This is a genomic window from Microbacterium sp. K35, assembly GCF_004794375.1.
Lineage (GTDB): Bacteria > Actinomycetota > Actinomycetes > Actinomycetales > Microbacteriaceae > Microbacterium > Microbacterium sufflavum.
Genome location: NZ_SSDM01000088.1, coordinates 1 through 7,494, shown reverse-complemented (window position 1 = coordinate 7,494; position 7,494 = coordinate 1). Strand labels below are relative to the sequence as shown.

General features: G+C 69.9%; 6 protein-coding genes. 3 read left to right on the top strand and 3 right to left on the bottom strand.

Going from position 1 to position 7,494, the window contains the following annotated elements; translation table 11 throughout:
- Positions 1–52: 52 nt before the first annotated feature.
- From DW299_RS02365 to DW299_RS02355, 3 genes are read right to left on the bottom strand one after another with little or no spacing between them, the layout of a single operon-like run.
- Complete coding sequence (locus DW299_RS02365; RefSeq protein WP_136035503.1) at positions 53–1,033, bottom strand: ABC transporter permease; 981 nt, start codon at positions 1,031–1,033, stop codon at positions 53–55.
- On the bottom strand, positions 1,026–2,021 hold the full coding sequence (locus DW299_RS02360; protein WP_136035502.1) for an ABC transporter permease: 996 nt from the start codon (positions 2,019–2,021) through the stop codon (positions 1,026–1,028). Before DW299_RS02360 ends, DW299_RS02365 begins: the two co-directional genes overlap by 8 nt.
- A gap of 40 nt (positions 2,022–2,061) precedes the next feature.
- Entirely contained in the window at positions 2,062–3,753 is a 1,692-nt protein-coding gene (locus DW299_RS02355) for an ABC transporter substrate-binding protein (RefSeq protein WP_136035501.1), read from the bottom strand.
- Between the two features lie 267 nt (positions 3,754–4,020).
- On the opposite strand from DW299_RS02355, the gene DW299_RS02350 reads away from it, so the two are divergent.
- The 3 genes from DW299_RS02350 to nadB form a co-directional block, all read left to right on the top strand.
- Positions 4,021–4,737 carry an NUDIX hydrolase gene (locus DW299_RS02350; RefSeq protein WP_136028551.1) on the top strand — a complete coding sequence of 239 codons (717 nt, stop codon included), beginning with the start codon at positions 4,021–4,023 and terminating at the stop codon, positions 4,735–4,737.
- Entirely contained in the window at positions 4,734–6,068 is a 1,335-nt protein-coding gene (nadA, locus tag DW299_RS02345) for a quinolinate synthase NadA (RefSeq protein WP_136035500.1), read from the top strand. Before DW299_RS02350 ends, nadA begins: the two co-directional genes overlap by 4 nt.
- Positions 6,065–7,494: L-aspartate oxidase (nadB, locus tag DW299_RS02340; protein WP_136035499.1), on the top strand; the 1,430-nt coding region annotated here is incomplete at its 3' end. The genes nadA and nadB, both read left to right, overlap by 4 nt.

The following is a 7,494-nucleotide window of genomic DNA, read 5'->3' as shown; positions in this document are numbered from 1 at the left end:
GGATCCACCTCATACTCGATCGACACATTCCTCGCCGACAGCACCGCGTCGCTCATGCGGAGACCCCCTTCGTCTTGGCGGCCTTGCGCACCCGGCGGGCCGCATCGGGCGCGTTGCGCAGCTTCGGGTTGATGACCTCGTCGATCGCGAAGTTGATCAGCGCGAGCCCCGCGCCGAGGATCGCGATCATGATGCCCGGGGGCACGAACCACCACCACGCACCGCGGCCGAGCGCCTGCCCCGACTGGGCGTCGTTGAGGATGGACCCCCAGGTGATCGACGAGTTCGGGCCGAGACCGAGGTACGACAGCCCGGCCTCGCCGAGGATCGCGAAGATGATCGCGAACAGGAACTGGGCCGTGAGCAGCGGGAGCAGGTTCGGCATGATCTCGACGAGGATCACGCGGAAGGATCGCTCGCCGGCGACCTTCGAGGCGTACACGTAGTCGCGGGTGCGCAGCGAGCGCGTCTGCAGCCGCAGGACATAGGCCGCCCCGGCCCACGAGGTGATGCCGAGCACGAAGGCGACGAGCTGCCAGCTGCGCTGCGGCACGAACGACGCGATCACCATCACGAGCGGGAGCCCGGGGATCACGATCATCACGTTCGTGAGCAGCGCCAGGGCGTCCTCGCGCCAGCCGCCGAGGTACCCCGCCAGCACACCGAAGAAGAGGGACAGGACGATCGCGATCCCGCCGGCGGTGACGCCGATGAGCAACGATCCCTGCGCCCCGATGGCGAGCTGGGCGAGGACGTCGTTGCCGAGTTTGGTCGTTCCCAGCCAGTGCTCGGCCGAGGGCGCGGCGAGTGCGGGGTTGTCGGTGCTGCGCGGGTTCTGTGTGAAGAAGGGCGCGATGATCGCGAAGAGCACGATGGCGAGCACGAGCACAGAGCCGACGATGAACTTCGGCGACGTGCTCGGCAGGATCCGGCGGCGCTTGCGTTCCTGGCGCTGCGTGGCCAGGGCGACCGTGCCCTCGGGGGCGACGGTGGGCGGCTCCTCCACGAGGAGCGGGTTCTTCGTGTCAGACATTCTGGCGAGCCCTCGGGTCGATGAAGCCATAGACGAGGTCCATGAAGAAGTTGGCGACGAGCACCGTGAGGGTGATCACGAGGAACAGCCCCTGCATCAGCGCGTAGTCGTTGTTGGTGACGGCCTGGAACATGAGCTTCCCGACACCCGGATACGTGAACACCTGTTCCATCACGATGGCGCCGGCCACCACGAAGCCGAGGGTGATCGAGAAGCCCGCGATCGACGGGATCGCGGCGTTTCGCGCGGCGTAGGTGGTCATGATGCGCCGCGGGCGCAGGCCCTTCGCCTCGGCGGTCAGCACGTAGTCCTCGGCGAGCGTCGACACCATCATGTTGCGCATGCCGAACATCCACCCGCCGACCGAGCTGATCACGATCGTGATCGCGGGAAGGAGCGAGTGAGCGACCGCGTCGGTGAAGAAGGCCCAGGTCGGCTCCGGGCCGTCCGGGAAGTCGAAGACGTCGTAGCCGCCGAACATGGGGAACCATCCGAGCCCGACCGCGAAGACGGCGACCAGCACGAGCGCGAGCCAGAAGTACGGGATGGACTGCAGGACGGTGGTCGCCGGGATGAGGTGGTCGACCCACGTGCCCCGCTTCCACCCCGCCCACGCGCCGAGCACGACGCCGAGGAGGAAGGACAGGACGGTCGCCGTGCCCACCAGCACCAGGGTCCACGGGAGGGCGCCCGCGATGAGGTCGGCGACCGGCGTCGGGAACTTCGTGACGGAGATGCCGAGGTCTCCGCGGAGCATCCGCCCCCAGTAGGCGATGTACTGCTCCCACAGCGAGGAGTCGTCGCCCCCGAGCAGCAGCTTGATGTTGCGGATGGTGGTCTCGGAGACCTCGCCGCCCGCCCGCTGCATCTTGGCGATCATGATGTCGGCGGGGTCCCCCGGCATGAGCCGGGGAAGCAGGAAGTTGATGGAGATCGCGGCCCACAGCGTGAACGCGTAGAACCCGATCCGTCGTGCATAGAACTTCATGTCACTGTGTCCTGACTTCCTGCTTCCCCGACTCCTTCGCTCAGCCGGCCGGCTTGATCTGCGTCAGCACGTAGCCGGCGGCGATGGCACCCCAGGACGGCGGGAACGCGTAGAGGTTCTCCTCCGTCGGCCAGCCGGTGTAGTCCTTCGTGTTGTAGAAGGTCTGCGTGGCGTTGATCACCAGCGGGATGTAGGGCACGTCGTTGACGATCGCGTCCTGGATCGTGGCGTAGAGCTGCTTGCGCTCCCCCTCGTCCTCGGTGCTGATGGCCTGCTGGATGGCCGCGTCGACGGCGGGGTTGCTGTAGCGGCTGAAGTTCCAGCGCCCCGGGGGGATCTCCGTCCCGACCGGGCTGGTGGACTGAACAGCGGTGCCGCCGAACCAGTCACGATAGATCTGGAACGGGTCGGCGATGGTGGTGCCGATGACCCCGCCGACGATCAGCTGGAACTGGCCGGACTGACGGGCGTCGACGAACTCCTGCCACTGCACGGTGGACGTGGTGACCTTGATGCCGGCCTTCTCCGCCTGCTCGGCGATCAGCTTCGCGGCGTCGTTGTAGTCCGTCCACCCGTCGACCGAGATCAGGCTCAACTCGACCGGCACGCCGGCCTTCTCGTAGATGCCCGACGAGCCCTTGGTGTAGCCGGCCGCCTCGAGGATCGACGCGGCTTCCTCGACGTTCGCCTCCTGCGGACTGACCTCGTACGCGTCGTCCGTGAGCCACTTCTCATCCCGCGGGAGCAGCGTGTAGGCGGGCGAGATGTCGGCGGTGAGGCCGACGAACGCCTTCTCCTTGATGGTGGCGCGGTCGATCGCGACGTTCAGCGCCTGACGCACGGCGACGTCGGTCTGCGGACCCGTGCAGCCGAGCTCGGCGTTCGAGCACGTGTACAGCACGGTCGGGTCCTGCGGCGTGTTGATCCACTCGATCTTGCCGTTGCCGGTCACGTCGTCCGGGTTGGGGATGAACATGCCGGTCCAGTCCAGCTCGCCCGCGGCGACGAGATCCTGCGCCGTCTGGTTGTTGTCGACGGCGATGTACTGGACCTTCTTGATGGCCAGCTCGTCGGCGTCGCGGTAGTTCTCATTCGCGACCAGGGTGTAGGACTCGCTCGTGGTCTTGTCGACGACGTACGGGCCCGACCCGACCGGCTCCTCGTTGGTGAAGTTCGCGAAGTCGTCCACGTCCTTCCAGATGTGCTCGGGGAGGATGTAGCTCGAGCCCATCCGCTGGAACTCCGTGGTGTACTGCGCGATGCCGTACGTGAGCACGACGGTGGTGTCGTCCGTCGCCTCGGCGGAGACCAGATTGTTGCCCTCGGGGTTGTTGGCCTCGTACTTGAAGGTGAAGGCGACGTCGGAGGCCGTGAGGGGCTCGCCGTCGCTCCACTTCAGATCGGGCTTGATCTTCACCGTGATCTGCGTGCCGTCCTCGTTGTACTCGAAGGACTCGCCGATGAGGCCGATCGGCTCCTCATCCTTGGTCTTGTTGTAGAAGAACAGGGGCTCGTAGATCGGACCGAGTGCGCCGTGGAGCACGTTCGGGGCGAAGGGGTTGTAGTTCGTGGTGATCGGCGTCGTGCTGCCGGCCCAGACGCGGAGGGCGCGGTCGCCGTCGGCGTTGCCGCCTTCGCCTCCCCCGCCACCGCAGGCGGTGAGTCCCAGCGCGAGGACCGAGGCCCCCGCGACCGCCGTGAGCGCGATACCGCGCTTTCCCTTACGGATCATTCTTCATTTCCTCTCGGTGCTGCACTGCAGGAGGGATTCTCCGGATGGAGCCGAACCCCGGTCGGGGTTCACGGGAAACCCGGGAGGAGGAGACGGACGTCACCTCGAAGGGGTTTGTTAGGACAGTAACCTAACAAACCCCATCAGGCCGGACAAGCCCTATTCCCTCCCGCAGATAACGTTTCGGACTCGCTGGACCCACGGCGTCATGGAGTCGCCCTAAGGGTCGCTATGACACTAAGATCGTTCACGGAGGTTAAGGTGCCTATGACTCGAAGCCAGCCCATCCGCGTCGCCGTCTCGACCGTGATCCTGACGCTGCGGCGCACCGACGACGGCCGCGCCGTGCTCGCCCTCCCCCTCGTGCTCCGCACGCGCGAGCCGTTCGCGCAGCAGTGGGCGCTCCCCGGCGGCTGGCTCACCGCCGAGGAATCCCCGGTCGACGCCGCCGCCCGCACGCTCGCGGAGACCACGGGCCTCGCGCCCAGCTACCTCGAGCAGCTCTACGCGTTCGGCGCCGTCGACCGCTCCCCCACGCGCGTCGTCTCGATCGTGTACTGGGCGCTGCTGCGACAGGACGACGTCGAAGCCCAGATCGCCGCCCACCGCGCCAGCGGACGCGCGCCGGAGAACGTGCAGTGGTTCGAGGTCGACGAGCTCCCCGCACTGGCGTTCGACCACGCCAAGATCATCGAGTACGCCCTGTGGCGCCTGCGCAACAAGGTCGGCTACAGCCGCGTCGCACAGGGCTTCCTGCCCGAGGAGTTCACGCTCGCCGAGCTCCGCGAGGCGTACGAGTCGATCCTCGGCCGCCAGCTCGACCCCGCGAACTTCCGCCGTCAGGTGGAGGCCGCCGGCAACCTCCTGCCCACCGACCGGTTCCGCACCGGAAGCCACCGTCCCGCCCGTCTGTACCGCGACAACACCGATGTCGAGCTGGCCGACCGCGGCCCCCTCGGCCCCGAAGAAACGAGCACCCGATGAGCATCACCGCCGTCCCGACTCCCGCCGTCCTGCCCGTGGACGCCTCGGTCGACCACGCGATCCAGGCGATCGTCACCGGCGCGTCGACCGAGGCCACCTGCACCACCGACCTCGCGGCCGGCCCCTGGGACTTCGACATCCGCCCGGGCTACGGCCCGGGGTCGTCCATGGGCGATGTGATCCCCACCGGCGCTCCCCGCCAGGGCGAGCTGCCCGCCGAATACCGCGAGGCACCGGAGGCCGAGCTCCACGACCGCATCCGTGCCGCCAAGGCGACCCTGGGCGACCGCGTGGTGATCCTCGGGCACTTCTACCAGCGCGAAGAGGTCGTCACGCACGCCGACTACGTGGGCGACTCCTTCCAGCTCGCCACGGCCGCCAAGGGCCGGACCGACGCGGAGGCGATCGTGTTCTGCGGTGTGCACTTCATGGCCGAGACCGCCGACCTCCTGTCGCGCCCCGAGCAGTCCGTCATCCTGCCGAACCTCGCCGCCGGATGCTCGATGGCGGACATGGCCGACATCGACCAGGTCGAGGAGTGCTGGGAGCAGCTCGCCGACGTGCTGGGTGACCTCGACACGCCGGACGCGGACGGCCGCGTGCCCGTGATCCCCGTCACCTACATGAACTCGTCCGCCGCGATCAAGGGCTTCGTCGGGCGACACGGCGGCATCGTCTGCACCTCCTCCAACGCGCACACCGTGCTCGAATGGGCGTTCGCGCGCGGACAGCGCGTGCTGTTCTTCCCCGACCAGCACCTCGGCCGCAACACCGCCATGGCCATGGGCGTGCCGCTGGAGCGCATGCCGCTGTGGAACCCGCGGCGAGCGCTGGGCGGCTCCACGCCCGACGAGCTCAGCGACGCGCGCGTCATCCTGTGGCACGGCTTCTGCTCCGTGCACCGCCGCTTCACGGTCGCGCAGATCGACCAGGCCCGCGCCGAGCACCCCGGCGTGCGCGTGATCGTCCACCCGGAGTGTCCGATGGAGGTGGTGGACGCCGCCGACGAGGCCGGATCGACCGAGTACATCCGCCGCGCGATCGACGAGGCCACCACGCCGACGACGTTCGCGATCGGCACCGAGATCAACCTCGTGCGCCGCCTCGCCGCGCAGTACCCGCAGCACCGGATCTTCTGCCTCGACCCCGTGGTGTGCCCCTGCTCGACCATGTACCGCATCCACCCCGGCTACCTCGCCTGGACGCTGGAGGAGCTGGTCGCGGGACGCACGCCCAACCGGATCACGGTGGCCCAGGACGTCGCGGAACCGGCCAGGGTCGCCCTCGAGCGCATGCTCGCCGCCAAGCCCCCGGCAGCCGGCGCGCGATGAACGTCGTCGTCGTCGGAGCGGGCATCGCGGGCATGACCGCGGCCCTGCACGCGCACGAGGCGGGCCACACCGTGACGCTCGTGACGAAGGGCGAGGTCGGCGAGGGCTGCACACCGCTCGCGCAGGGCGGGATCGCGGGCGGCTACGGGCCGGACGACTCCCCGGCCGCGCACGCGGACGACACCCTCACCGCCGGAGCCGGACTCGGCGACCGCACCGCCGTCGAGACGCTCGTGGCCGCGAGCTCTGCCCGCATCGCGGAGCTCATCGCCCAGGGCGTCGCGTTCGACCGCGCCGCCGACGGCAGCCTCCAGCGCGGGAGGGAGGCGGCGCACAGCCACGCGCGCATCCTCCACGCGGGCGGAGACGCCACGGGTGCCGCCATCGCGACCGCCCTCACCGCGGCCGTGCGCCGGGCGGGAATGGCCCTGGTCGAACGGGCGATGCTCACCGGGCTCACCGTGGCGGACGGCACCGTGCGCGGCATGGAGCTGCTCCACGACGGCCGCCCCACCGTGCGGACCGCCGACGCCGTGATCCTCGCGACCGGGGGCGACGGACAGCTGTACGCCCACACCACCAACCCCGCCGGGGTCACGGGCGACGGGATCGCCGTGGCCCTGGCCGCGGGGGCCGCGGTCGCCGACCTGGAGTTCGTGCAGTTCCACCCCACCGTGCTCGCGAGCGGCCCGGCGTTCCTCATCTCGGAGGCCGTGCGCGGCGAAGGGGCGGTGCTGCTCGACGCCGACGGACGGCGGTTCGTCTTCGACAGCCACCCCGACGGCGAGCTGGCGCCGCGCGACGTGGTCGCGCGGGCGATCGCCGCACAGGCCGCGCGACAGGACGTGCCGGTGCGCCTCGACGCCACGATGCTCGGAGCTGCGACCCTCGCGCGCCGCTTCCCCACGATCGACCGTGTCACCCGCGAGCGGGGCTTCGACTGGTCTCGCGAGCCGCTCCCGGTGACCCCGGCCGCGCACTACCTGATGGGCGGCGTCGTGACCGACCTCGACGGACGCACCACGATCCGCGGGCTCTACGCGGCGGGCGAGGTGGCCCGCACCGGGGTGCACGGCGCCAACCGCCTCGCGTCGAACTCCCTCCTGGAGGGTGCGGTGTTCGGCGCACGGGCGGCTGCGGCCCTCGCCGCTCCCTGGCCCACCGGCGTCCACCCCGGCCCCACGACGCCGCGGGCGACCGCGACACCCGCGCCGGAGCCGGCGGCGACCACCGGCACCCCGCCGTTCGAGCGCCGCGCCCTGCAGCAGCTGATGTGGGACGACGTCGGACTCCACCGCACAGCGCGGGGACTCGAGCGCGCCCTCGGCACCATCCGCGGCTGGATCATCGCGCAGCAGCCGCCGCAGAGCGCGCGCGACCACGAGGACGCCCACCTGCTGCACGTCGCGGAGGCCACGGCCGCCGC

What these genes read in the sequence shown, in the direction of transcription:
- DW299_RS02365 (WP_136035503.1), bottom strand. Translation starts at nt 1,033, where the DNA reads ATGTCTGACACGAAGAACCCGCTCCTCGTGGAGGAGCCGCCCACCGTC.
- DW299_RS02350 (WP_136028551.1), top strand. Translation starts at nt 4,021, where the DNA reads ATGACTCGAAGCCAGCCCATCCGCGTCGCCGTCTCGACCGTGATCCTG.
- DW299_RS02355 (WP_136035501.1), bottom strand. Translation starts at nt 3,753, where the DNA reads ATGATCCGTAAGGGAAAGCGCGGTATCGCGCTCACGGCGGTCGCGGGG.
- DW299_RS02360 (WP_136035502.1), bottom strand. Translation starts at nt 2,021, where the DNA reads ATGAAGTTCTATGCACGACGGATCGGGTTCTACGCGTTCACGCTGTGG.
- nadA (WP_136035500.1), top strand. Translation starts at nt 4,734, where the DNA reads ATGAGCATCACCGCCGTCCCGACTCCCGCCGTCCTGCCCGTGGACGCC.